Here is a 23,522-nt window from a genome sequence, read left to right on the forward strand (position 1 = left end):
TGATTAAGCTCCTTCATTGAGGATGGTTGTCAGCCGGTCGATAACGGCCGGGACGGCAAGTCCCCGGGTGTCGATGGTGAAGTCGGCCAGGGATTCGTAGACCGGACGGCGGGTTTTCGCCAGTTCCTCCCAGCGGCGCACGGGATCTCCGGCGAGCATCGGGCGGTTTCCGGAACGGATAATGCGGGGCAGGACTGTTTCCAGGTCCGTGTCCAAAAACACTACGGTGGCGCGGCGCAGCAGCTGCTGGGTGCCGGTGTCCAGCACCGCACCTCCGCCCAGCGAAATGACGCCGGGAGTCTTGTCCGCCAGCGCTGCGGCGACGCTGCGGGCTTCAAGTTCGCGGAATCCGCACTCTCCGCGCGCCGCAAAGATTTCAGGAATCGGACCGTGCGAGTCCGCCACCAGCTGGTCCGTATCCGTGAATTTCAGCCGGTGCCGGGCAGCCAGCTCACGCCCCACCACCGACTTCCCTGCCGCCATGAACCCGATCAGGACAATGTGCGCCGCAGGCTTCAGCCGGCCTGCGGTACTCGAACCGGCAGAGTTGGAAAGGGCAGAGCGGTCAGGACTGCCGGACACTGGTGCCAGCCGATTCCAGGGCGCTCGGAATGTTCTCGAGGTAGGTCCGCAGGTTCCGGGCCGTTTCGGCCACCGAGTCCCCGCCGAACTTTTCCGTCACGGCTTCTGCGAGCACGAGCGCCACCATGGCCTCGGCCACCACACCTGCTGCCGGAACGGCACACACATCGGAGCGCTGGTGGTGGGCACGTGCCGGTTCGCCGGTGCTGACGTCAACGGTCTGCAGGGCGTGCGGCACGGTGGCAATCGGCTTCATGGCCGCGCGGACGCGCAGGACCTCGCCAATGCTCATACCGCCTTCGATGCCGCCGGCGCGGTTACCGGAGCGGACGACCCGCCCGTCTTCGTCCTGCAGGATTTCGTCATGGGCAGCTGACCCCCGGCGCGCAGCCGTGAGGAAGCCGTCGCCGATCTCGACGCCCTTGATGGCCTGGATGCCCATCAGGGCTCCGGCAATGCGGGCGTCCAGGCGCCGGTCCCAGTGCACGTAGCTGCCCAGGCCCGGCGGCAGTCCGTAAGCCAGAACTTCCACCACGCCGCCGAGGGTTTCGCCGTCCTTGTGGGCGGCATCGACTTCGGCAACCATGGCCGCCGAGGTTTCCGCGTCGAAGCAGCGCAGCGGATCGGCATCCAGCGCGGCAACGTCAGCGGGTTCGGGCAGCGCAGAGCCCTCAGGGCTGGCAACACCGGCAATGCTCACGGTATGGGAGACCAGTTCAATGCCCAGGGACTTCAGGAAGGAGGAAGCGACGGCGCCCAGCGCCACACGCGCGGCCGTTTCCCGGGCGCTGGCCCGCTCCAGCACGGGACGGGCTTCATCGAAACCGTACTTCTGCATGCCGGTGAAGTCTGCGTGGCCGGGGCGCGGGCGGGTCAGCGGGGCGTTGCGGGCCTGCTCGGCCAGCAATGCGGGGTCCACCGGATCCGGGGACATGACCTGCTGCCATTTGGGCCATTCAGTGTTGCCCACTTCAATGGCCACGGGTCCGCCCTGGGTGAGGCCATGGCGTACTCCGCCGAGAAGGCGCACCTGGTCCTGTTCAAACTTCATCCGGGCACCGCGGCCGTAACCGAGCCGCCGGCGCGCCAGCGCCTCCTGGATCATGGAGCTATCGACTTCGACGCCCGCGGGGACGCCCTCAACTATTCCTACCAGCGCAGGTCCATGGGACTCACCGGCGGTCAACCATCGCAACATGCCTTCAATACTGCCATGTCCGGTGCGTGCGTTCAGCGCCGCGGTGCTCCCACTGCGTCACACATCACGTTTATGACGGCGGCTTCGTCGCGGAACTGATCCCCGGTGAAAAGCCGAACCTGTTCCACCGCCTGGTACAGCAGCATCTCCTGACCCGGAACAATCCGTCCGCCGGCCTCATCCCAGGCCTGCGCGATGCGGCTGGGCCAGGGATCATAGGCCACATCCAGGAGCACGGATCCGGTCCGGTCCCCCGTTTGTGCGGCAACCGCGTCCGCCAGCGAATCAGCAGCCCGCGGGGGCAGCGTGGAGATGACGACGTCGGCGGCTGCGCAGGCAGCTGCCGCCTCTTCCCAGGGGTGGAGGGCAACGGGCGTACCGGTGCGGCTGCCGGCCGCCTGGACGCCGGCCGTACCGTCTGCCGACTTTCGGAAACTCCGCGCATAGACCTTTACCTCGGCGGCGTCGAGCTGCCCGGCGGCGGCTACCGCCGCGCAGGCGGTGCCGCCGGCACCCAGGACGGCGATCCGGGGCCGGGGCCGGGAACCGGCGTGCTGCAGGGCACGCACGATTCCGGCGACGTCGGTGTTGTGCCCGGTCAGCTGAACACCGTCATCCGTGTACTCGAAGGTGACGGTATTCAGCACCCCCAGGGCCGAGGCCATGGGAGTCAGCCGATCCATGGCGGGCAGCAGTGCCGCCTTCAGCGGCATTGTTACGGACAGCCCGGCCCACTGCGGGTCCGCCGGATTGTCCTCCCGAAGCGCTGCCGCGAAAGCGGCGGCGTGTTCTTCGGGAACATCCACGGCGTCATACGTACAGCTGAAGCCCAGGTATTCGTAGGCTGCGCGGTGCAGGAGCGGCGATTTTGAATGACCGACCGGATGCCCGAGGACGGCGGCCCGCCGGGCGGTGTGCGTCAACTACCCGCACCTGCCCGGCTTCTGCGTGGCGCACCATTCCTGGTACTGGGCTACGTACTTGGCGTGCTCGGCCAGCGTGGAGGAGAACTCTGTCTGGCCGGTGTCCAGGTTGACAGTGACCCAGTAGTAGAACGGCACGTCGGCGGGGTTGGCGGCCGCCTCGACGGCCTCCGTGCTCGGGGAACCGATCGGACCTACGGGCAGCCCCGGGTTGGCGTACGTGTTGTACGGGTTGGACTTGTCAGCCTTTTCCTCGGGCGTGAGGTCGTAGCTCTTGCGGTTCAAACCGTAGGTCACCGTCGCATCGGACTGGATCAGCCCGGAGGTTTCCACGTTGTCTTCCCGCAGCCGGTTCTGAATGGCACCGGCAACCTTGGCGTAGTCCGCTTCCCCGGCTTCGGCCTGGATGATGCTGGCCTTGGTCAGGATCCGGTACTGCTCGTCCGGATCGGTGATGCCGGCGTCCTCCAGTGTGGTGAACGTGCTGTTCACCATTTCGGTGACAATCGAAGTTGCATCCTGGTCCAGCGGGAAGCGGTATTCGCCCGGGTGCAGGTAGCCTTCCAGGCTCACGGCCGCGGCGGGGAGGCCGAAAGCCTGCGGGTTTTTCGCCAGCGCTTCGAATTCGGCCAGGGGGATGCCGGTCGAAGTGCTGAGGATTTCGAAGACTTCACCCTGACGCAGGTCACGGGCCACTGCGGCGTAGTGCACTGCTGCACCCTGCTCGCCCAGGAGGGCTTCAAGTGCTGCGGAAGAGGACATCTGCTGCTTCATCTCATAGGAACCGGGCTGGATTTCCCGGCCGTCAGACTCCGTCTGGAAGGTACCGACAAACTCCTTGGAGGTGGCAACGATGTCTGCGGCCTCCAGCTTGTTTCCAATGACCATTGGACCGTCACCTTCGGCAACGGTAAAGCTAACGCTGCCGGTTCCGGCCCCTTCGTAATCCTTGATCTCGTTCATGCCCAGCAGATCCCGCAGGAACATGGTGAGGCCGAAGACCACACCGGCAAAGAACACCAGGACGACCAGCATGACAATGGTGCGGCGGCGCCTGCGGCGCTGCTTTTCACGCGACGGACGGCGGCTCCTGCGGGTCTCGGACTCTTCAGCGAAGAGGACGGCCACAGGGACCTCCGATTCCGGCACGTAGCCCGTCTCGTGGTGTGCGGTGGGTTCATACTCCGGTTCCGTGCCCATGGCTGGATAGTCCGGATACCTGTGGCTCACAGCGCAGACCCGTTTCCGCGCAAGTTGTCCTGGGAAATAGTTGGCTCCTGTGTCGGGGCCGGCAGCGCGCCAAGATGGCGCTCCTGCCGGCAGATTGTGACCGGCTCCCCCACATCGCGTTCAAGGGAACGCTGCATGTCAATGGCGTGCTGCAGAATTGCTACAGCGGCTGCTTGATCAACCACTCTACGGTGTTCCTTGCTGTTCAAGCCAGCCTCATGCAGAGAGCGGTGGGCGGACACCGTGGTGAGCCGCTCATCCACCAGGGACACGGGAACGGCCAGTCCGCTGCGCTCCAGCTCCGTGAGCAGCGCCTGAGCGTAATCCCGTGCCATCACGGTAGAAGCGGTGTCGGTGCCCCTCATGCTTCGCGGAAGGCCCACAAACACCTGTACTGCGCCGCGGTCGGCCGCCTCGCGGACAACAACCCGGATGTCGCTGTTCTTCTTTGCATCCCGTTTTAGCGTCTTCACCGGCATAGCCAGCGTTCCGTCCGGGTCGCTGACGGCCAGGCCCACCCGGACCTGGCCGACATCCACCCCGAGCTTGACTCCCCGGGGATAATCCTGCGGTGCCATTTTTAGCCCCGGTTGGCTACGGCTGCCTTGACGGCGGTGAGTGCAACACCCAGCTTGGAGGCGTCGGAACCGCCGCCCTGCGCTACATCGTCCTTGCCGCCCCCGCCGCCGCCGAGGATGCCGGCGGCTGTCTTGACCAGGGCGCCGGCCTTCACTCCGGCCGCGCGGGCCTCCTCGTTGGTGGCAACAATCACCACGGGGCGGGAGTTGGAGACTCCGGCTACGGCAACTACAGCAGCACCGCTGCCAAGCCGGGACCGCAGATCCAGCGCCAGAGTGCGAAGGTCATCGGCACCGGATCCGGTGCCGGCGTCGTGGATCAGGACGCGGACGCCGTCGACGTCGACCGCAGTGGAGACCAGTGCGGCGGCGGAAGCCGCCAGCTGCTCGCGGCGCAGACGCTCCAGTTCCTTCTCAGTGGACTTCAGCTTGGCCAGGGTGGCGGCCAGCCGGTCCGGCAGCTGGGCGGAGGGGACCTTGAGCATTTCGGAGAGCTCGTTCACCAGGGCGCGCTCGGCGGCGAGGTGGCGGAAGGCATCCATGCCCACAAAGGCTTCCACGCGGCGGTTGCCGGATCCCACGGACTGTTCGCCCAGGAGGGTCAGGCTGCCGATGCGGGAGGTGGAGGCCACGTGCGTGCCGCCGCAGAGTTCGCGGGACCAGTCGCCGTTCATTTCCACCACGCGCACGGTGTCGCCGTAGGCTTCACCGAACAGTGCGGTGGCGCCCAGGGCCTTAGCCTCGGCCAGGGACATGATCTTGGTCTCAACCTGATAGTTGCTGCGGATCGCGAGGTTGGACACTTCTTCGATTTCGGACTTGGCGGCGTCGGAGAGTCCTTCACCCCAGGAGAAGTCGAAGCGCAGGTAGCCGGCTTTGTTGAAGGAACCGCGCTGCAGCGCCTCCGGGCCGAGAATCTGGTGCAGGGCGGCGTGCACAATGTGCGTGCCGGAGTGCGCCTGCTCGGCTTCATGGCGGCGCTGGGCGTCGACGGCGGCGAGGACGTTGGCGCCTTCGGCAATTTCGCCTTCGCGGACAATGGCCTTGTGCACGCTCAGTCCCTTGACCGGGCGCTGGACGTCCTGCACCTCGAGGACAAAGCCGTCTCCGGTGATGAGGCCCGTATCGGCGGCCTGGCCGCCGGCTTCGGCGTAGAACGGGGTCTCGTTGAGGACCAGGGAGATTTCAGTGCCCTGGCCGGCGTACGGTACCCGGGAGCCTGCGGAGATGATGCCGCGGACCGAGGATTCGCTGGTCAGCTCGTCATAGCCGGTGAAAACGGTTTGTCCGGCGGCGAGGAGTTCATTGAACACCGAGACGTCGTCGTGGCCGTGCTTCTTGCCGCGGGCGTCCGCCTGGGCCCGCTGGCGCTGTTCCTGCATGAGGGAACGGAATCCGGCCTCGTCCACCTTCAGCCCGGCTTCCTCGGCCATTTCCAGCGTCAGGTCGATCGGGAAACCGTAGGTGTCGTGCAGGGTGAAGGCGTCTTCGCCGGACAGCGGCTTGTTGGCCGCCTGCGACATCTTGACCGCTTCCTCCAGGCGCTCGGTGCCGGAGGCGATGGTGCGCAGGAAGGCCTTTTCCTCGGCGTAGGCAATGCGGCTGATGCGCGCAAAATCCGTTTCCACCTCGGGGTAGGTGCCCTTCATGGCGTCCCGGGAGACGGGCAGCAGCTCGGGCAGGACGGCGGTTTCCACTCCCAGCAGGCGCATGCTGCGCACGGCACGGCGGATCAGGCGGCGCAGCACGTAGCCGCGGCCTTCGTTGGAGGGGCTGACGCCGTCGGAGATGAGCATCAGCGCGGAACGTACGTGGTCCGCCACGACGCGCAGCTTGACGTCGTCGGCGTGGTGCGGGTCCGAGGGGTCCTCGGCGGAGGTGTAGGTCTTGCCGGAGAGCTCGGCTGCCTTGTCCAGGACGGGGCGGACCTGGTCGGTCTCGTACATGTTCTCCACGCCTTGCAGGATCATGGCGAGGCGCTCGAGTCCGAGACCGGTGTCGATGTTCTTCTGCGGCAGTTCGCCGGCAACGTCAAAGTCCGTCTTGGAGCGCACAGCGGAGAGCTGGTACTGCATGAAGACCAGGTTCCAGATCTCGATGTAGCGGGTTTCGTCGACGGCGGGGCCGCCCTCGAGGCCGTAAGCCGGGCCGCGGTCGTAGTAGATCTCGGAGCAGGGGCCGCCGGGGCCGGCCTGTCCGGTGTTCCAGTAGTTGTCGGCCTTGCCGGTGCCGATGATGCGCTCGTTCGGGATGCCGATCTTGTCGCGCCAGATGGCGCGCGCTTCGTCGTCGCGCTCGTCGCCGTCCTCATAGACGGTGACCCAGAGACGCTCGGGGTCCAGGCCGAAGCCGCCCTTCTCGACGTCGGAGGTCAGCAGCTCCCACGCGAAGGTGATGGCGTCTTCCTTGAAGTAGTCGCCGAAGGAGAAGTTGCCGGCCATCTGGAAAAAGGTGCCGTGGCGTGCGGTCTTGCCCACTTCTTCGATGTCCGCGGTGCGGATGCACTTCTGCACGCTGGTGGCCCGGCTGTACGGGGGCTTTTCGCGTGCAGTCAGGTACGGAATGAAGGGCACCATGCCGGCCACGGTGAACAGCAGCGACGGATCATTGGTGACGAGCGACGCGGAGGGAACCACCGTGTGGCCCTTTTTGCTGAAAAAATCCAGCCAGCGGCGTGCAATCTCGTGGGACTTCATGGTGCTTTTTACCCTTCCGGTAATTCAGGCGTGCGCAGCTTTGAGCTGCGCGCAGGCAGTGCCAGACGGTGCTGGCCAGTAGTGGATCAGCGGCGCACGGCGGCCATGGTGTCGGCAACGGTGTCGCCGGTTTCCATGCCCAGGGCGGTGCGGAGGTCACCTTCGCGTTCAGTCATGCCTTCACGGAACGCATCGGCGAAGTTCTGCAGGGCGTCGGCAGCGGTGCCGACGGCCCGGTTGAGTCCGGCCGGACCCAGGGTGTTCTTGGCGTCCGAGAGGCGGCGGACAGCGATGACCCCGATGGTGACACCGATGGACATCCAAAAGACTCGCTTGATCATTCTCTTTGCTCCTGTGCTGGTGGCTGGTTAGCGGCTGCGGCGGCCGCGGCTCTTGGCGCCGCGTGAGGAAAGGGCCGAACGGACGCCGTAGCTGAAGGCTGACACCTTGATCAGCGGCGATCCCACGGTGGCAGCAACTAGGGAGGACAGCGCAGAGATGTTGGCTGTGGCATCCGAGACGTTGGAGGAAATGCCGTCCACCTTCTGCAGCTGCAGGTTGGTGGTGGACACTGTGGTGGTGACTTCTTCGATCAGCGGCGTGGTTTCGTCGCTGATGGTGCGGATTGCACCGCGCAGCTCATCAAACACCTTGCCGAGCTTCCAGATCGGGACGGCCAGCAGCACCACCAGCACCGCAAACACACCGGCCGCAATCAGACCGGCAATATCTCCACCCGACATGGTTCTCCTCTTGGATTGAAAACTAAAAACTTCCGCTATGTACCTTACCCACTTCAAGGCCGCAGCACTTACTTGTCCCCGGCGGGACTTACTGATTCCTGAGGGGGAACAGCCGCCGAAAGGGGCCGGTTAACCGAACAGCCCGCGGCACGGGGCCGCGGGCTGTCCAGAAAATTCGAGAAGACTCGAAATTAGCGTGCGTAGTATTCCACGACGAGCTGCTCTTCGCAGGTCACGGGAACTTCCGAGCGCTTCGGGCGACGCACGAGGCGTGCCTGCAGCTTGTCCAGGGAAACATCCAGGTAACCCGGAACGGCGGGCAGGACGTCGCGGTGGGCGCCGGCAGCGGCAACCTGGAACGGCGTCATGGTCTCGCTGCGCTGGTGCACATGGATGAGCTGGCCTTCGGAAACGCGGAACGACGGGCGGTCCACGCGGGCGCCGTCAACCATGATGTGGCGGTGCACAACAAGCTGGCGGGCCTGGGCGATCGTGCGGGCAAAGCCGGCGCGCAGCACGAGGGCGTCAAGACGCATCTCGAGCAGCTCGATCAGGTTTTCACCGGTCAGACCGGCGGTGCGGCGGGCTTCCTCGAAGACACGGGTCATCTGTGCTTCGCGGATGCCGTACTGGGCGCGCAGACGCTGCTTTTCGCGCAGACGTACAGCGTAGTCGCTGTCCTGCTTGCGGCGTGCGCGGCCGTGCTCACCCGGGGGGTAAGGACGACGCTCGAAGTACTTGGCTGCCTTGGGGGTCAAAGCAATGCCGAGGGCGCGCGAAGCGCGGGCCTGACGGCGTGCACGTGTGTTGTTAGCCACGTTCACCTTTCACTGTTTTGGCGGTTTGGCCACCGCAGCCCTGGTTTGCACCGGGATACCGAGATGACTGATACGTAAGTACTGGCCTCCATTAGGGAGAGCTCGGGCCAACCGCTGCCTTCTGCTACAGACACGGCGCCGGGCACAACTTTCCGCCGGTAAAAGCGGAAAGGGGATTCGGCGTCGCACTTGCCAGTCAACCATCAATGCTAGCACGGAGACGCGGACGCACCGTTCCCCGGCCCGGCCAGCCGAAGCCGCCGTTTTTACGTTCCGCGAACGATGCCCCGCAGCCGCTGAAGCCGGGCCGCAATGTCGCGTTCAACTCCGTTGGCCGTCGGCTCGTAGTAGTTCCGGCCCACCAGGTCATCCGGCGGGTACTGCTGCCGGGCTACGCCGTGCGGTTCGTCATGGGAGTAAATGTAGCCCTTGCCGTGCCCGAGCTGCTTTGCGCCCGGGTAGTGCGCGTCCCGCAGATGCGCCGGGATGCCCTGCCCCCGGCCGGCGCGCACGTCGGCTATGGCGGCGTTGATCCCGTTGTACGCGGCATTGGATTTGGGCGCGGTGGCAATGTGCACCACGGCTTCGGCCAGGATGATCCGGCCCTCCGGCATGCCGATCATCTGCACTGCCTGGGCGGCGGCGACGGCGGTCTGCAGCGCGGTGGGATCCGCCATGCCCACGTCTTCGGCCGCGGAAATCATCAGCCGGCGTGAAATAAAGCGCGGGTCCTCCCCCGCTTCCAGCATCTTGGCCAGGTAGTGCAGGGCGGCGTCCACATCGGAGCCGCGCAGGGATTTAATGAAGGCACTGGTGACGTCATAGTGCTGGTCTCCTGCGCGGTCATAGCGCAGGGCCGCCACATCCAGTGCTTTCTCTGCGTCGCTCAGGGTGACCTCGGGGACGTCCTCACCCTCGGTGCGTTCGGAGTAGGCGACGCCGGCGGCAGCTTCCAGCGCGGTCAGGCCGCGGCGGGCGTCCCCGGCAGCCAGACGCACCAGATGCTCCAGGGCTTCGTCGCTGAGGCGGACCCGGCCGGCCAGGCCCCGCTCATCCGTCACGGCCCGCTGCAGCAGTGCAGCAATGTCCTCTTCGGTGAGCGGTTTCAGGGTTAGGAGCAGGGACCGGGACAGCAGGGGCGACACGACTGAGAAGGACGGGTTCTCCGTGGTGGCCGCCACGAGGACCACCCAGCGGTTTTCCACCCCGGGCAGCAGCGCGTCCTGCTGGGCCTTGTTGAACCGGTGAATCTCGTCCAGGAACAATACGGTGGTGATGCGGTGCAGGTCCCGGTTGGTGAGGGCCTCTTCCATGACGCGCCGGACGTCTTTCACGCCTGCGGTGATGGCGGAGAGCTCGACGAACTTTCGGCCGGAGCCGCGTGCCACCACATGGGCCAGGGTGGTTTTCCCGGTTCCGGGAGGACCCCACAGCATGACCGAAGACGGGCCGGCCGGACCGCGGTCATCGGCGGACTCAGCCAAAGTGCGCAGCGGAGATCCCGGCCCGAGCAGATGCTGCTGGCCCACTACTTCATCAAGGGTGCGCGGCCGCATCCGCACCGCCAACGGGCTGCGCGGACGCTTGGGGGCGCCGTCGTCCGTGCCGGCACCGAATCCCGCGCTGTCGCCGTCCGTGTCGGAGGTGTCGCTGTCGCTGCTGAACAAATCACTCACCTCACTAGGCTACTCGTGCCGTAGCGTAGGAGTTTGCCCGGCGGATGCCGGCTGCTGTCCGCCTTCCGTGGGCAGTTTCACCAGGAGAATCCGGATATGCCTGCCACACGCAACACCTTCGTTTCCGCGCAGCGGCTGCCGGGCTGGCTGGACCGTCTGGCCGCCGGAGCCGGCGCGCTGGACATCACCCCCGAACACGGAGGCCTTCATGTGTCCGCCGCCAACGGCACCGAAGCCGACCTGTTGGCGCCGTGGCCTGACGACGGACGTCCGGGGCGAGGGGGCGACGACGTCGAACGCCTGGTCTCCTTGGCCGGCCAGTCGCGGACGCTCGGGATTGTGCTGCTGCGCCGCGGCGGATACGCCGCGGGTGTTGCCCGGGAGGGCCAGCTGCTCGCGTCCAAAACCGGCAACCGCTATGTGCAGTCGCGCACTGCCGCGGGCGGCGGATCGCAGCAGCGTTTTGCGCGGCGTCGGGCCAACCAGGCCGACGCGCTGGTGGAGACCGCAGCCGAGCAGGCCGCCCGCATTTTCACCGAACATCCGCCGGAGTATCTGGTGTTCGGCGGAGACCGTCAGCTGACCGAGGTGCTGGCGCGGCAGAAGATCTTCGCGCGGTGGAGCAACCTGACCCGGCTGCGTCCGCTCGATGTTCAGGACCCCAAACTGGCGGTGCTGGCTCAGGCTGCTAAGGATGCCTGCTCCGTTTTCATCCGAATTACGGTGCCCTGACCCGTTCTGATACCAAACCCCGTGCTGTCCCGCGACGGGCCCGGCCTCAGTCGGCCAGCCCGAACAGGCGACGGAGGATCACCGGCGCCGGACCTTCAGCGGCATGCCGGAACCCTGTGCCGGCCCACAGGCTGACTCCTTCCGGATTGCCTGCCGCCGCGGCGTCGGCCCGGAGCGGGCCGGTGATGTGGTTGATGTACGGGTAAGCGTCCGGGGCATCCGGATAGGCACGCATGAAGTCATTGACCAGCCCCCTCGCCGGACGGCCGGAGAAAGCCCGGGTCAGCGAAGTGTCAGGATCCCTGCGCCCCTGCACGGCATCCATCAACCCGCCGCGGTGTACCTTGCTGGTCCCGGCTTCGTCGCTGAGCAGCAGCAGTGTTCCCACTTGGACGGCACCTGCCCCGGCGGCCAGAGCTGCGGACGCGTCCTCCGGGGTGGAAATCCCTCCCGCGGCTACCAACGGGAGCGGGCAGGCTTCTCGAACCTGGTCCAGCAGGCCAGTTAATGAGACCTTCCCCGGCACCTTCCCGCTGTCAAGGGTTCCCCGGTGTCCGCCGGCTTCCGGGCCCTGCACGCACAGGACGTTCGCTCCGGCAGCTGCCGCCGCGCGCGCCTCGCCGGCATCGGTGACCGTCACCACGCTGCAGATTCCCTGCGCGGCAAGTTCGGCAAAGACCGCCGGTTCCGGCAATCCGAAGGTGAAGGACACTACCGGGACCCGCTCCCGGAGGACCAGCTCCAGCTTGGCTTGCCAGGCGTCGTCGTCGTTGGGGTTCGGCATCCCGGGTTCGGGGACCGTGGTTCCGGCTGGCCCCTGTCCTGCTGCTGTGACCAGGTGCTCACGGAAGATCAGGGCCGCTTCGATTTTTCGAGCCCGGGCTGCCGCCTTCCCTGCAGCCTGATCCTGCGCGGCAACCGGGTAGGTGTTGGCAGCATCCGGAACGAAGAGGTTCAGGCCAAAGGGCCGGCCGCTCAGCCTGCGCAGCTGGGTAATCTGGTCCGCCACGGTGCCTGTGCTCTTGTAACCGGCGGCCAGGAAGCCGAGCCCGCCGGCCTCCCCCACTGCAGCAGCCAGCTCCGGGGTGGAAGGCCCCCCGGCCATGGGTGCACCGATAACCGGAAGGGCAAGCGAGTTTAGGGTGAACATGGTGCCCGATTTACAGTGTGACGGTGCCGTCAATGCAGGTGACCGTGGATCCGCCCACCCAGATTTTGCGGTCCCGGGTGAAGACCCGGACCCGGCCGGAGCGCTGGACGGCAGTGCCCTGGGTGACGACGTAGCGTTCCGGTGCCAGTGAGGCTCCGATCAGCCACTGGGCGAGTCCGGCGTTGAGGCTGCCGGTGACCGGATCCTCTGCAATACCGAGACCCGGTACGAAGGCGCGCACTTCAAAGTCTGTTTCCGCGTCCGCCGGCTGCGCGCCAATGACGCCCACGCGCAGGTTGCCCATGATCACGGGATTCGGGTTCAGCGCCAAGACGGTTGCGGCGTCCCGGAGCAGCAGTCCCAGCCAGCCGGGTCCGTTGTCGATCCAGTTGGAGGCGAGGATCTGCTCCGGTTCCAGGCCCAGCGCCTGCCGGGCCTGGTCCAGGACATCGTCCTCCAGCTCACCGGAGCGCAGCAGGGGCGGAGCGGCAAACGCCGCGATCCCGGCATTGGCGTGCAGCGTCACGAGTCCTATGCCGCATTCCTGTACGACGACGTCGGGGTACCGGCGCTTGGCCCCGGTCTCCAGCCAGGCGTGGCACGTGCCCAGCGTAGGGTGTCCGGCGAAGGGAATCTCCCCGCCGGGGGTGAAGATCCGGACCCGGTAGTCGGCCCCGTCCACAGTGGGCGGCAGGACGAAGGTGGTCTCGGAAAGGTTGGTCCACCGGGCGAAGGAGGCCATCTCAGCATCCGTCAGCCCTTCCGCTTCGAGCACCACCGCCAGCGGGTTGCCCAAATACGGTTCGCTGCCGAAAACGTCCACCTGTTTAAACCACCGCTGTCTCATTCTTCACACTGTATCCCTTCATCCCCATGACTTTTATGAAGCGGAGTTTACGAACTGTGGCGGGGGTTTGTGTCCCGGTGCTGCCCGGCCTACGTTGGAGCAAGAATCAAGAGTTCCAGCCACGGGCCCTGGCCGGCTGGACGGCAACCCTCTCGCCGTAGCGGGGTGCTCCAGGTGACGATTCGGCCGCCCGGTTTCCAACCGGCCCGGCAAGTACCGCGCTTCGCTACCGACGTATCGGGTTACCGGGCGCTTGAGGCAGAGGATCTTTTGAGCATGGCACTTTTGACCGACCTTCAGCCCGCTGCATTGCGCCGGGCGTTCTCCCGTTTTCCGTCCGGCGTTGCCGCCCTGTGCGCGGTCATCGACGGCGAGCCGCAGGGCCTGGTTGCTTCTTCCTTCACGGTGGGCGTTTCCATGGATCCGCCGCTGGTGATGTTTGCCGTGCAGAACACGTCCCGCACATGGCCGGTGCTGCGGGGCTCGGCCCGGATTGGCGTGTCGATTTTGGGTTCCGATCACGAGGGCGTCTGCAAACAGATTGCGTCCAGGGCCGGAAACCGCTTCGCCGGACTGGATCTGCACACGGATGACTCCGGATCATTGTTCCTGGACCGGGCCGCCCTCTGGCTTGAGTGCTCTGTGGAGAATGAGGTTCCGGCCGGGGACCATCAGGTGGTTCTGCTACGGGTGCACGGCCATGCCTCACACGACGATGCCCATGAGCCCCTGATATTCCACGGTTCAGCGTTTCGCCGTCTGGGCGTTCCCGAATTCGCCTGACCGGCAGAAATGTGTCGGCACCGGAAATACGGAGCCGGGAATTGTTTCCACGCGTTTATGACAGCGGCCGTCCGTTACCAATCCTTTACATTCGAAGCCGGCTCCACTATCGTTCTTCGGATTACTTCGGAAGGAAGTAGCGGAGATGACCAGAAACAGAAATGCCAATGGAACATCACGGAATAAGGCAAGGCCCGGCAGAGCGTCGGATTTGCCGTTTATGCATAAGGCCCTGCTTCCCGCAGCGGCGCTGGGTCTGGTGCTGACAGGATGCAGCGCCCAGGAGGAGCCCGAGGCCGCTTCCTCTAAACCGGCCACATCGTCAGCCACAGCCGGGGAGACCGCCACGGCCTCCCCCAAAGCCGGTTCGTCCAGCCGGAGCAGCATCGGCGTGGAACTGCCCCCGGGAAGCACGGAGCCTCCTGCCCCCAGCGACCCCGCCATGCTGGCACTGTTCCGGGCGGACAATCCCATCAGCCTCGAGAGCTACTTCCAGCAAAATCCCCAGGGGCGCCCTCTCAACGCGAGCCTCATGCTCGAGGAACCCGGCACCGGGAGGAGCACCTTCGATCTGCCCGCAATGGAACCGGGGACCAGCTTCAGCGTGTACCTCACCTGTAACCAGCCCGGGGACTACAGCATCGAGGTTCGGGACGCTGATTCAAACCCAGTGACCGCTTCCAGCAGCAACAATTGCAATTGGCCGGTCCTAACGTCTTTTGAACACATCGTCACACCCGATCAAACCCCGGCGTCCATCACAGTGGACGGGCCGGACGGAGATTACTGGCTTGTTGTCTACAATTTGCCGGTCCCCACTATGGCGCCCGCACCGGGCTAAAACAGGCTGCCGGAATAATTCACCCAAATTTACCGGCGCGTCGAAAGATGAAGGTGCCCGGCCGCATCAGCGGCCGGGCACCTTCATCATTCTGGAATCCTGCGAAAGACCTAGTCCTTCTTGGCGTCGTCCTTCTTGGCTTCAGCCTTCTTTTCCGGCTTGAAGTCCACGCCGGCTTCCTTGCGCTGCTGGGCAGTGATCGGAGCCGGAGCCTGGGTCAGCGGGTCATAGCCGCCGCCGGACTTCGGGAAGGCAATGACGTCGCGGATGGATTCGCTGCCCGAAAGCAGCGCGACCACACGGTCCCAGCCGAAGGCGATGCCGCCGTGGGGCGGTGCGCCGTACTTGAATCCTTCAAGCAGGAACCCGAACTTCTCCTGGGCGTCTTCCTGCGACAGGCCCATGACCTTGAAGACGCGCTCCTGCACATCGCGCTGGTGGATACGGATGGAGCCGCCGCCAATTTCGTTGCCGTTGCAGACAATGTCATAGGCGTAGGCCAGAGCCGATGCGGGATCCGTGTCGAAGGTGTCCATGAACTCGGGCTTCGGTGAGGTAAAGGCGTGGTGGACCGCAGTCCAGGCACCGCCGCCCACGGCCACGTCGCCCGCGGCAACGGCAGCGGAAGCCGGCTCGAACATGGGGGCGTCAACCACCCAGACAAAAGCCCAGTCATTCGGGTTGATCAGGCCGGTGCGGTGGCCGATCTCGACTCGCGCTGCGCCGAGGAGTGCGCGTGCCTCGGTCTTTTCACCTGCGCCGAAGAAGATGCAGTCACCGGGCTTGGCGCCTACCTTCTCCGCCAGGTTTTCGCGCTCAAAGTCGGTGAGGTTCTTGGCAACGGGACCGGTCAGGGTGCCGTCTTCCTGCACCAGCACGTAGGCCAGGCCCTTGGCGCCGCGCTGCTTGGCCCATTCCTGCCAGGCATCGAGTGTGCGGCGTGCCTGCGAGGCTCCGCCGGGCATGACGACGGCGCCCACGTAGGGAGCCTGGAACACGCGGAAGGTGGTGTCCTTGAAGAACTCGGTGAGTTCGGTCAGTTCCAGGCCGAAACGCAGGTCCGGCTTATCGGAGCCGTAGCGGGCCATCGCGTCCGCGTAGGTCATGCGCGGGATCGGCGTGGTGATGTCGACGTCGATCAGCTTCCACAGTGCCTTCACCACAGCCTCGCCCAGGGCGATGATGTCATCTTCCTCGACAAAGCTTGCTTCGATATCCAGCTGGGTGAACTCCGGCTGACGATCCGCACGGAAGTCTTCGTCGCGGTAGCAGCGGGCAATCTGGTAGTACTTTTCGAATCCGCCAACCTGCAGCAGCTGCTTGAACAGCTGGGGAGACTGCGGCAGGGCGTACCAGGAACCCGGAGCCAGACGTGCGGGAACCACGAAGTCACGGGCACCCTCGGGGGTGGAACGCGTCAGCGTGGGGGTCTCAATTTCCACGTAGCCCTCGTCATGCAAGAGGTTGCGGGCCACACGGTTGGCTTCGGAACGCAGGCGCATGTTCCGTGCGGGGGTGGGACGGCGCAGGTCCAGGTAGCGGTGCTTCAGGCGGGCTTCCTCACCAACCTCCACGTGCTCGTCAATCTGGAACGGCAGCGGGTCGGACGTGTTCAGGACCACCACATCATCAGCGATGATTTCCACTTCACCGGTGGCCAGTGAGGGGTTTTCATTGCCTTCCGGACGCTTCTGCACGGTGCCGGTGATCTGAAGAACGTATTCGTTGCGCAGTCCGTGGAAGACGTCCTCTTCGCGGACCACCACCTGGGCCACTCCGGAGGCATCACGGAGGTCAAGGAAGGCAACGCCGCCGTGGTCCCGGCGTCGGGCCACCCAGCCAGCGAGGGTGACGGTCTGTCCAATATGCTCGGCCCTCAGGGAACCAAGGGCATGAGTGCGCAGCACAGCAGTCCTTTCAAGATTGCTTGCGGAAACCACTGTTCCCGCTCATTGTGAATACAAGGTCTCTTCATGAGTTTACCGGTGTTCACATCCTTTCCCTGCCAAGGGCACCGCTGCGCAGCCCGGTGCGGGTGCAGCACCGCCCGGGCCCGACTGAACGGAGGGGCACGTGTCCGGAAGCTCCGGAGCGAAACTCCCGCTGGGCGGATTTGATGCCACCACCGTGGGCATCGGCTGCATGGTGGGCGGCGGGATTTTTGTGGTCCTGCCCCCGGTCGCGAACGCTGCCGGATTTGCCCTGGCGGCCTCCCTCGCCCTCGCCGCCCTCGTGGCCTACTGCACCGCAGCATCAACCTTCCTGCTCAGTGCCGGACTGCGCATCAGCGGTCACCGCAATGCCGGCGGAACCGCGCGTTCAGCGGCGAGGGTCCTGCTGGGGCCATATATGGGATTCTTTACCGGATGGACCATGGTGTGCGCACTGGTGACTTCGGCCGCCGTGCTGGCCCTGACCTTCGGCTTGTATGTGGTTCCGGATCAGGCCCGCCCCGCAGCCGCGGGAGCGGCGCTGGCGGCGACTGCCCTCAATTTGTTCGGACTGCAGCGCAGCACCTGGGTCATCCGTTTTGTGCTGGCTTTCGTGATCGGCGTGCTGGGTTTCGGCGTGGTGGTCGCCTTCAACGAGGCCGGCGGACCGCCGCCGCAGCCGGGCGTGCTGGAGGAGACGGAGTCGACCACCGGGTTGCTCCGGGGTGCGGCGTTCGCCTTTTTTGCGTTTGCCGGATACGCCCGCCTCGCTGCCGGAGGCTTTCGGGTCCGCGAACCGGAACGCAACCTGCCCCGGGCCATTCCGGCATCCATCATCGTGGCCCTTGTCCTGTACCTGCTGGTGGCCCTGTCCCTCATCACGTGGTTTCAGGGCCCGGCAGGCCTGGCGGCATCAGTAACTCCGCTGCGCGAGCCGGTGGCTGCGGTGGGGCTGGGCATCGGCACCGGTGCCGTGGCGATTGCGGCCGGCGCCGCGAGCCTGTGCGGGGTCTGGGTCCTCGTGGAAGGAAGCGCCCGCACCGCTGCCGCGATGGCCGGCGACGGAGACCTACCCCGGGTATTTGCACACGCCGGCCGGAAGCGTTCCGTTCCGTGGCCGGCGGTTGCAGCCGCGGGTGCCGCCGTCGTCGTCCTGGTATTGACCATCAGTCTGGGCACGTTGCTTGGCCTGGCCTGCTTTGCCCTGCTGCTCCACGCGGCCATCACCAATCTGTGCGGTTATTCGCTGGAGTACCGGCGCTGGTACACGCCGCGGGCCGTGAACCTTGCGGGGCTGGCCGGCGCCCTCGTCACAGCGCTGAGTCTGCCGCCGCTGGCAATTGTGCTGATGTTGATCGTGCTGGTGTTTGGACTGGTGGTGCGGCTGACCTTCCGCCGATCCGGGGCTGCGCCCCCGACGAACGGAATATCGCCTCCCCCGTCCTGACCGGCGCTAGTCCTGCGCCGCACGCCAAGAGCGAATCATCTCCAGCAGCTCTGCGCGCCGGGCCGGGGGCGCAAACGATGCCTCCACGGAATTGACGGCCAGCTCCGCAAGCTGGTCCGCGGTCAGGTTGAAGGTGTCCCGCAGCAGAGCGAAATTGTCATCCACGTAGCCGCCGAAGTACGCCGGATCGTCGGAGTTCACTGACACGTTCAGGCCTGCCGCCAGCATCTGCGGCAGCGGATGATCGGCGAGGGTATCCACGGAACGCAGGCGGACGTTGGACAGCGGGCAGATTGTCAGCGGAATCCTGTCCCGCACCAGACGGTCCACCAAGCCGGGATCGTCCAGGCAGCGCAGCCCGTGGTCGATCCGGTCCACCAGCAGCAAGTCCAGTGCCTGTTCAATGTAGTGCGACGGACCTTCTTCGCCGGCGTGGGCCACGCATTTGAGGCCGGCGTCCCGGGCCGTCCGGTACAGGTCCACGAAGCCTTCCGGCGGATTGCCGGTTTCCGCGGAGTCCAGGCCGATGCCCACGATCGGAGCGTTGGAAGCGATCAGCTGCGCCAGGACCTCTTCCGCTTCGGCGGCCGGCCGGTCCCGCAGGAACGCGGCAATCAGTTCGGTGGAAATGCCGAACTCCTCCAGACTGGTGGCCAGGACTGACGCCACTCCGTTGATGCAGTCCGTCAACGGAACCCCGCGGAGCAGATGCGCCTGGGGGTCAACCATCATTTCCACGTGCCGTACCCCCGCCGCGGCGGCCCGCCGCAGGTAGGCGCGGGTCATGTCGGCGAAGTCCGCTTCGGTCCGCAGCACCTCCATGTTGGCGTAGTAAAGGTCCAGGAAGGTCTGCAGGTCGGTGAACTCATACCGGCTGCGCAGCTCCTGAAGATCGGCGTAGGGAAGTGAAATTCCGTTCCGGGCAGCCAATTCAAAAATCAGCTCCGGTTCCAGGGTTCCTTCAATGTGCAGGTGCAGTTCGGCACAGGGCAGCAGGGCTTCGGTTGGTGCAATGGACATGCTTTAAGCCTAGGCGATACCGGCATCCCGCACGGCTGCCTACGTCCGGGCCGACGTCCCGGGCTGCGGCGGCAGGACCTTTGCCGGTTGTTCGAACATCCCGTAGACCGGACCGGCCGCCAGCCAGATTCCGGCCACCAGTCCCGCCCGCTTCACCCAGGCCCACAGTTCGCCGGTCTCGCCGGGGGCTGCCAGGAACGCGATCATGGCCAGCAGCACGGCAACCGCAATGCCCATCGCCATCAGCACGCGTCCATATTCAATCCAGAGACCGCGCCGGTAGGGCGCCGTGCCCTTGGCAGGTTTGACCGGGGGCGGGCCGCCGGCGAACCGGTGTGCAAACCGGACATCGGCCCAGCGGATCAGGGTATGGCCAAACGCCACACTGAAGCCCAGATAGAACGCAGCCAGCCCGTGGATGCTCCCGGCACTGCCGCCCCGCGCCAGGTCTGCTCCGGCCGCGGCCAGAAGCACCACATCCAGGAGCGGGACACTGGCCAGCAGCGCCAGGCCCAGACGCTTTTGGTGCAGCAGATAACGGGTGCAGAGCCCCGCAGCGAGAAGAACCCAGAAACCAATTTCACAGCCGATGATGAGATATACCAAGAAATCCATGGCTACAGCTAAACCCGCAGGTCCCGCCGCCGTCGTCGGCTTTTGGTGCCACCGGATCCGCGGCCCGTCATCCTTTCGGAGGATTGTCCTCAGCAGGCAGGCACCGCGGGCCGCCCCGGTGGCTACTCTGGAGTCATGCCCGCACCCAACAACCGCTATTCCCTGGACGGGGTCTGGGAGTCCGGTGTCGCCTCTGCCGTTGGATACCTTGTGGGCGGCTCCATCCTTATGTTCATTGGCGTCAACGGCGCGGACCTGCTGCCGCCGCTGCCCCGCGTTCCGGGCTGGGCCTGGGCGCCGGTCCTGCTGCTCGGGTGTGCCGGTCTGGTGTTCCGCCGGCGAAGCGTTCCGGCGATGCTGGCAATCACCGGCACCGCCGTTGTAGCCAGCATCCTGCTGGGCGGCGGCATCATCACCTATCTGCTGTTGTTTGAACTCTTCTACGCCGGCATCCTCTTTGGCTCGCCGCGCGTCAGCCGGGGCGTGCAAACTGCGGCGGTGGCCGGCGTCGTGATCCTGCCGGTGCTGGTGGGGTTGGGCTACGGGGGCTGGCCGGCGGTTCTTTTCGGACTGCTTCAGGCCGTACTCATCTGCCTCATTCCGCTTTGGTGGGCCGGTTCTGTCCGGCGGCAAAGCGACCGCGCGGAACAGGAACGGCAGCGGGCGGAGACCGAGCGCCTGCGTGCCGAGCGTACCGAAGAACTGGCTGAGCTGAACCTTCGGGTGGCTGTCGCCGCGGAGCGCAGCGCCATGGCCCGTGAACTCCATGATGCGATTGCCGGACACCTTTCCGCCGTGGCGCTGCAGTCGGCTGCCGCCCTGGCCGCCGGCAACCCTGATGTGGACCGCCGCGTGCTCGCCCAGGTGCGCACGGAAAGCGTGCAGGCGCTGCAGGAAATGCGGTCCCTGATCGACCTGCTTGAGGCCGACGGCGGACCGGATTCCCCGGCGGCGGATACGGCGGCCGGCGGACTGGACCAGCTGGCGGCGCTGGCGGCCTCGGCCCGACTGTCCGGCAACCCGGTGGAACTGGACCTGGAACCGGACCTCAAAGTCCCGGTGCTTGTGGGCAGCACCTGTTACCGGATCGTGCAGGAGGCACTTTCCAACGCCGTCCGGCACGCGCCCGGTTGTCCTGTCACCGTCCGGGTCCGAGAGGCCGGCGGGTTCCTGGACATTAGTATCCGCAACGCCCTGCCCCCGGCGGATGTGTCACCGGCGGATGGGTCACCGGCGGATGGGTCTCAAGAGGACGCGTCGTCGAAGCAGGCAGCCACTGCCGATCCCTGCCGCGCCGGCAACGGCGCCGGACTGCGGAACATGTCGCTTCGCGCCGGGCAGCTCGAGGGCAGTTTCAGTGCGGGAATTACCGAAACAGAGAAAAACGGCGCCGAATGGCTGGTGCAGGCGCATCTGCCGGTGGAAAGCCGGGCTGGCCGGCCCCTGACCCAGGAGATCCATTGAGCGCAAATAACCCGGTTACCGTTCTGCTGGCGGATGACCACTCAGCCATCCGCGCCGGTCTGCGCATGATCCTGGAGTCACTGGGCGGCTTTACGGTGGTGGGCGAGGCCGCCGACGGCGCGGCGGCGGTGCGGATGGCGCGGGCGCTGCGCCCCGACGTCGTTCTCATGGACCTGCGCATGCCGGGAATGGACGGCATAGCGGCGACCGCTGAGATCACCGGCCAGGCGCTGTCCGCCGTACTGGTGCTGACCACCTTCGACATTGACGAGTACGTGCACGCAGCCCTGCGGGCCGGCGCTGCAGGTTTCCTGCTGAAGTCGGTGGAGCCGGCTGAACTGGTCCGTGCGGTCGCCAGTGTGGCCGACGGCGACAGTGTCCTCTCCCCCGCGGTTACCCGCACGGTGATTGCGGCGTTTGTACAGGGACAGCCCCCGGCAGCTGCCCCCGGCTTACCGGCACCGGCCCCGGGGCGGCTGACCGAGCCGCTGACCGCCCGCGAGGAAGTGGTCCTGGCCTGCCTGGGCGAGGGACTGTCCAACCAGCAGATCACCCGACGGCTGGGCATTGCCGAAACCACGGTGAAGACCCACGTCTCCCGGGTACTGGCCAAGCTCGGTGTGGCCTCCCGCGTACAGGCCGCCATCGCGTACCGGGAGACAGCCGCGTACCGCGAGACAGCCAAACACGGCGAGACAGCCGCGAGCCGGGAGACAGCCGCGAGCCCGGAATGGGCCGGCGGACGCGAACACTAGGGACGCTAGGCGGGGTTTACCTGGACAAACAGGTCCTCGGCCGGCGGGGTCCAGGTCTGCGGATCGGCAGGGACCTGTTCGCCGGAGCGGATGTCCTTGACCTCATGGCTGCCGTCCTCGGACGTGAACCAGACAAACGGGATGCCGCGGCGGTCCGCATACTTGATCTGCTTGCCGAACTTCTCCGCCTTCGCTGCCACTTCCACGGGGATGCCGCGGGCCCGCAGGTTTCCGGCGATGTCCTGCGCGGCGGACCAGGACTCGTCATTGGTCAGGGCCACCAGGACGGCGGTGGGAACACTGCGGTTCGCTGCGGCAAACTCCTGGCTCAGGATGCGCATCACCAGGCGGGTCACGCCAATGGAGAGCCCGACGCCGGGGAACTTCCGGTTGCCCTTGGAAGCCAGGGCATCGTAACGCCCGCCGGAGCAGATTGAGCCCAGGGACTCGTGTCCCACCAGGACGGTTTCGTAGACGGTGCCGGTGTAATAGTCCAGGCCCCGGGCAATGCTCAGGTCCGCCACCACGCGTCCCGGAGCACGCTTGACGGCTTCGGCGATGACCTGGGACAGCTCGTCCAAACCTTCTTCGAGCAGCTCATTGGTTACGCCGAGGGCGCGTACCTGGTCCACGAAGGACATGTCCCCGGTGCGGATGGATGCCAGCTTCAGGGCGGCGTCGGCCTGCTCAGCGGTGGCACCGAGTTCTTCCTGCAGCAGCTCCGCGACCCGTGCGGCGCCGATCTTTTCCAGCTTGTCGATGCTGCGCAGCACACCGGCGGTGTCCTCCAGCCCGATTCCCCGGTAGAAGCCCTCGGCCAGCTTGCGGTTGTTCACCCGGATCAGGAAGTCCGGGATGGGCAGCGCACCCAGCGCCTCGGCGATGACCAGCGCCAGCTCGACGTCGTACCGGAAGGGCAGGTCGCCGTCGCCCACCACGTCAATGTCCGCCTGCGTGAATTCGCGGGCGCGGCCCTCCTGCGGGCGCTCTCCGCGCCACACCTTCTGAATCTGGTACCGGCGGAACGGGAACGCCAGGTGCCCGGCGTTTTCCACCACGTAGCGGGCAAAGGGGACGGTCAGGTCAAAGTGGAGCGCCAGCTGGTTGGGGTCCTGCTTGCCGGAGGATTCACCTTCCTCGGCCTGCAGCCGGCTCAGCGCGTAGACTTCCTTGTCGATTTCGCCCTTGCGCAGCAGCTGTCCAACGGTTTCCACCGCCCGCGTCTCAATATTGGTGAAACCGTGCAGTTCAAAGGTGCGCCGCAGCACGTCCAGCACATGGAGTTCAACCAGACGCTCCTGCGGCAGCCATTCGGGGAAACCTGACAGTGAGGCCTTGCGTGCCATGCGGGGCGAGCTCCTTCTGGGGATATGGGCAGTCTGCTGCAGGGAAATCGCCTGACGGCATGCCTAAACTATGTGCGGCACTCATTTTAGGTTGTCCGCGCGCGCCAAGGCGAACCGGAGGGACCTGCACCGCCCGGCAGGACGCTG

General features: G+C 65.9%; 22 protein-coding genes and 1 riboswitch. Of the genes, 6 read left to right on the plus strand and 16 right to left on the minus strand.

Annotation, left to right across the window (positions count from 1 at the left end; all coding sequences use genetic code 11):
• Positions 1-3 precede the first annotated feature (3 nt).
• The 10 genes from CXR03_RS10880 to CXR03_RS10925 form a co-directional block, all read right to left on the minus strand.
• Complete coding sequence (locus tag CXR03_RS10880; protein ID WP_258073595.1) at positions 4-582, minus strand: shikimate kinase; 579 nt, start codon at positions 580-582, stop codon at positions 4-6.
• Positions 566-1,780: a chorismate synthase gene (gene aroC / locus CXR03_RS10885; protein ID WP_104103785.1), complete on the minus strand. Its 1,215-nt coding sequence runs from the start codon at positions 1,778-1,780 to the stop codon at positions 566-568. The genes CXR03_RS10880 and aroC overlap by 17 nt, the downstream gene beginning before the upstream one ends.
• Positions 1,781-1,812: 32 nt before the next feature.
• Complete coding sequence (locus CXR03_RS10890) at positions 1,813-2,703, minus strand: shikimate dehydrogenase (protein ID WP_104054044.1); 891 nt, start codon at positions 2,701-2,703, stop codon at positions 1,813-1,815.
• Positions 2,704-3,903: an endolytic transglycosylase MltG gene (gene mltG / locus CXR03_RS10895; protein ID WP_258060334.1), complete on the minus strand. Its 1,200-nt coding sequence runs from the start codon at positions 3,901-3,903 to the stop codon at positions 2,704-2,706.
• A 26-nt stretch (positions 3,904-3,929) separates the two neighbouring features.
• Positions 3,930-4,511, minus strand: a complete 582-nt coding sequence (ruvX, locus tag CXR03_RS10900; protein ID WP_104054042.1) for a Holliday junction resolvase RuvX — start codon at positions 4,509-4,511, stop codon at positions 3,930-3,932.
• A 2-nt stretch (positions 4,512-4,513) separates the two neighbouring features.
• A complete protein-coding gene (gene alaS / locus CXR03_RS10905) occupies positions 4,514-7,207 on the minus strand; it encodes an alanine--tRNA ligase (RefSeq protein ID WP_104103786.1) in 2,694 nt (897 codons plus the stop codon).
• 86 nt (positions 7,208-7,293) lie between these two features.
• Complete coding sequence (locus CXR03_RS10910; RefSeq protein WP_104054796.1) at positions 7,294-7,545, minus strand: hypothetical protein; 252 nt, start codon at positions 7,543-7,545, stop codon at positions 7,294-7,296.
• A 30-nt stretch (positions 7,546-7,575) separates the two neighbouring features.
• On the minus strand, positions 7,576-7,950 hold the full coding sequence (locus tag CXR03_RS10915; protein ID WP_104054040.1) for a DUF948 domain-containing protein: 375 nt from the start codon (positions 7,948-7,950) through the stop codon (positions 7,576-7,578).
• Positions 7,951-8,141: 191 nt separating this feature from the next.
• A complete protein-coding gene (rpsD, locus tag CXR03_RS10920) occupies positions 8,142-8,768 on the minus strand; it encodes a 30S ribosomal protein S4 (RefSeq protein ID WP_104054795.1) in 627 nt (208 codons plus the stop codon).
• A gap of 266 nt (positions 8,769-9,034) precedes the next feature.
• Positions 9,035-10,444: a replication-associated recombination protein A gene (locus CXR03_RS10925; RefSeq protein ID WP_258073596.1), complete on the minus strand. Its 1,410-nt coding sequence runs from the start codon at positions 10,442-10,444 to the stop codon at positions 9,035-9,037.
• Between the two features lie 96 nt (positions 10,445-10,540).
• Here CXR03_RS10925 and CXR03_RS10930 point away from each other — a divergent pair, with 96 nt between their 5' ends.
• On the plus strand, positions 10,541-11,176 hold the full coding sequence (locus CXR03_RS10930; RefSeq protein WP_104104109.1) for an acVLRF1 family peptidyl-tRNA hydrolase: 636 nt from the start codon (positions 10,541-10,543) through the stop codon (positions 11,174-11,176).
• Positions 11,177-11,222: 46 nt separating this feature from the next.
• On the opposite strand, the gene CXR03_RS10935 is transcribed toward CXR03_RS10930, so the two are convergent.
• Both CXR03_RS10935 and CXR03_RS10940 read right to left on the minus strand, forming a co-directional pair.
• Positions 11,223-12,326, minus strand: coding sequence for a nitronate monooxygenase (locus tag CXR03_RS10935; protein ID WP_104103787.1), 1,104 nt, complete (start codon positions 12,324-12,326; stop codon positions 11,223-11,225).
• A gap of 10 nt (positions 12,327-12,336) precedes the next feature.
• Complete coding sequence (locus tag CXR03_RS10940) at positions 12,337-13,173, minus strand: PhzF family phenazine biosynthesis protein (RefSeq protein WP_104103788.1); 837 nt, start codon at positions 13,171-13,173, stop codon at positions 12,337-12,339.
• A gap of 104 nt (positions 13,174-13,277) precedes the next feature.
• Positions 13,278-13,395: riboswitch (SAM riboswitch) on the plus strand.
• 54 nt (positions 13,396-13,449) lie between these two features.
• On the opposite strand from CXR03_RS10940, the gene CXR03_RS10945 reads away from it, so the two are divergent.
• Complete coding sequence (locus tag CXR03_RS10945) at positions 13,450-13,956, plus strand: flavin reductase family protein (RefSeq protein ID WP_104103789.1); 507 nt, start codon at positions 13,450-13,452, stop codon at positions 13,954-13,956.
• Between the two features lie 220 nt (positions 13,957-14,176).
• Positions 14,177-14,797: a hypothetical protein gene (locus tag CXR03_RS10950; RefSeq protein ID WP_104103790.1), complete on the plus strand. Its 621-nt coding sequence runs from the start codon at positions 14,177-14,179 to the stop codon at positions 14,795-14,797.
• Positions 14,798-14,907: 110 nt separating this feature from the next.
• On the opposite strand, the gene aspS is transcribed toward CXR03_RS10950, so the two are convergent.
• Positions 14,908-16,704, minus strand: a complete 1,797-nt coding sequence (aspS, locus tag CXR03_RS10955; protein WP_104054034.1) for an aspartate--tRNA ligase — start codon at positions 16,702-16,704, stop codon at positions 14,908-14,910.
• Between the two features lie 166 nt (positions 16,705-16,870).
• Here aspS and CXR03_RS10960 point away from each other — a divergent pair, with 166 nt between their 5' ends.
• Positions 16,871-18,175: an APC family permease gene (locus tag CXR03_RS10960; protein WP_104103791.1), complete on the plus strand. Its 1,305-nt coding sequence runs from the start codon at positions 16,871-16,873 to the stop codon at positions 18,173-18,175.
• A 6-nt stretch (positions 18,176-18,181) separates the two neighbouring features.
• Here the strand turns inward: CXR03_RS10960 and CXR03_RS10965 are convergent, their stop codons facing one another.
• Together CXR03_RS10965 and CXR03_RS10970 are read right to left on the minus strand one after the other, a co-directional pair.
• Entirely contained in the window at positions 18,182-19,195 is a 1,014-nt protein-coding gene (locus tag CXR03_RS10965; RefSeq protein ID WP_104103792.1) for an adenosine deaminase, read from the minus strand.
• 39 nt (positions 19,196-19,234) lie between these two features.
• A complete protein-coding gene (locus tag CXR03_RS10970) occupies positions 19,235-19,810 on the minus strand; it encodes a hypothetical protein (protein ID WP_104103793.1) in 576 nt (191 codons plus the stop codon).
• A gap of 135 nt (positions 19,811-19,945) precedes the next feature.
• Here CXR03_RS10970 and CXR03_RS10975 point away from each other — a divergent pair, with 135 nt between their 5' ends.
• Entirely contained in the window at positions 19,946-21,274 is a 1,329-nt protein-coding gene (locus CXR03_RS10975) for a histidine kinase (protein WP_104103794.1), read from the plus strand.
• Complete coding sequence (locus CXR03_RS10980; RefSeq protein ID WP_258073597.1) at positions 21,271-22,029, plus strand: response regulator transcription factor; 759 nt, start codon at positions 21,271-21,273, stop codon at positions 22,027-22,029. Before CXR03_RS10975 ends, CXR03_RS10980 begins: the two co-directional genes overlap by 4 nt.
• Before the next feature lie 5 nt (positions 22,030-22,034).
• Here the strand turns inward: CXR03_RS10980 and hisS are convergent, their stop codons facing one another.
• Positions 22,035-23,375, minus strand: coding sequence for a histidine--tRNA ligase (gene hisS, locus CXR03_RS10985; protein WP_104103795.1), 1,341 nt, complete (start codon positions 23,373-23,375; stop codon positions 22,035-22,037).
• Between the last annotated feature and the right edge of the window lie 147 nt (positions 23,376-23,522).

This window comes from Arthrobacter sp. 08Y14, from assembly GCF_002929455.1.
In the GTDB taxonomy this organism is placed as follows: Bacteria; Actinomycetota; Actinomycetes; order Actinomycetales; family Micrococcaceae; genus Arthrobacter_B; species Arthrobacter_B sunyaminii.